Source organism: Streptomyces sp. H27-H1 (genome assembly GCF_026627445.1).
Classification (GTDB): domain Bacteria; phylum Actinomycetota; class Actinomycetes; order Streptomycetales; family Streptomycetaceae; genus Streptomyces.
Genome location: NZ_JAPNLJ010000139.1, coordinates 1 through 1,424, shown reverse-complemented (window position 1 = coordinate 1,424; position 1,424 = coordinate 1). Strand labels below are relative to the sequence as shown.

The 1,424-nt window shown below is 70.1% G+C and carries 1 protein-coding gene; it reads left to right on the top strand.

The genetic code is table 11. From position 1 onward, the window contains the following. Positions 1–1,424 (top strand): glutamine--fructose-6-phosphate transaminase (isomerizing) (gene glmS, locus OTB20_RS42140; RefSeq protein ID WP_267825179.1); only part of this gene is annotated, 1,424 nt, incomplete at both ends.

Genomic DNA, 1,424 nt, shown 5'->3' with positions numbered 1-1,424 from the left:
GGTTACATCGGCAAGCGTGACGTGGCACCGCTGCTGCTGGAAGGCCTGCAGCGACTGGAGTACCGCGGCTACGACTCCGCGGGCATCGTCGTCAACAGCCCGAAGGCCGCGGCCCTGAAGGTCGTCAAGGCGAAGGGCCGCGTACGCGAGCTCGAGTCCCGGGTGCCCAAGCGCTTCGCCGGCACCACCGGCATCGCCCACACCCGCTGGGCCACCCACGGCGCCCCGAGCGACCTCAACTCCCACCCGCACCTGGACGCCGACAACAAGGTCGCCGTCGTCCACAACGGCATCGTCGACAACGCCTCCGAGCTGCGCGCCAAGCTGGAGGCCGACGGGGTCGTCTTCCTCTCGGAGACCGACACCGAGGTGCTCGTCCACCTCATCGCCCGCGCCCAGGCCGACACCCTGGAGGAGAAGGTCCGCGAGGCGCTCAAGGTCGTCGAGGGCACTTACGGCATCGCCGTCATGCACGCCGACTTCCCCGACCGCATCGTCGTCGCCCGCAACGGCTCCCCGGTCGTCCTCGGCATCGGCGAGAAGGAGATGTTCGTCGCCTCGGACATCGCCGCGCTCGTCGCCCACACCCGCCAGATCGTCACCCTGGACGACGGCGAGATGGCGACCCTGAAGGCCGACGACTTCCGGACCTACACCACCTCCGGTACGACGACCACCGCCACGCCCGAGACCGTGGAGTGGGAGGCCGCCTCGTACGACATGGGCGGCCACGACACGTACATGCACAAGGAGATCTCCGAGCAGGCCGACGCGGTCGACCGCGTCCTGCGCGGCCGGATCGACGACCGCTTCAGCACGGTCCACCTGGGCGGCCTGAACCTGGACCCGCGCGAGGCGCGCGGCATCCGCCGGGTCAAGATCCTGGGCTGCGGCACCTCCTACCACGCCGGCATGATCGGCGCGGGCCTCATCGAGAGCCTGGCCCGCATCCCCGCCGACGCCGAGCCGGCCTCGGAGTTCCGCTACCGCAACCCGGTCGTGGACCCCGACACCCTCTACATCGCGGTCTCCCAGTCCGGTGAGACGTACGACGTGCTCGCGGCCGTGCAGGAACTCAAGCGCAAGGGCGCCCGCGTCCTCGGCGTGGTCAACGTGGTCGGCTCCGCGATCGCCCGCGCGGCCGACGGCGGCGTGTACGTACACGCCGGCCCCGAGGTCTGCGTCGTCTCCACCAAGTGCTTCACCAACACGGTCGTGGCCTTCGCGCTGCTCGCCGTGCACCTGGGCCGCATCCGCGACCTGTCCGTCACCGACGGCAAGCGGATCATCGACGGCCTGCGCAAGCTGCCGGCGCAGATCCAGGAGATCCTCGACGGCGAAGAGGACATCAAGAAGCTGGCCGCCGAGTACGCCGAGGCCAAGTCGATGATGTTCATCGGCCGCGTCCGGGGCTACCCGGTGGC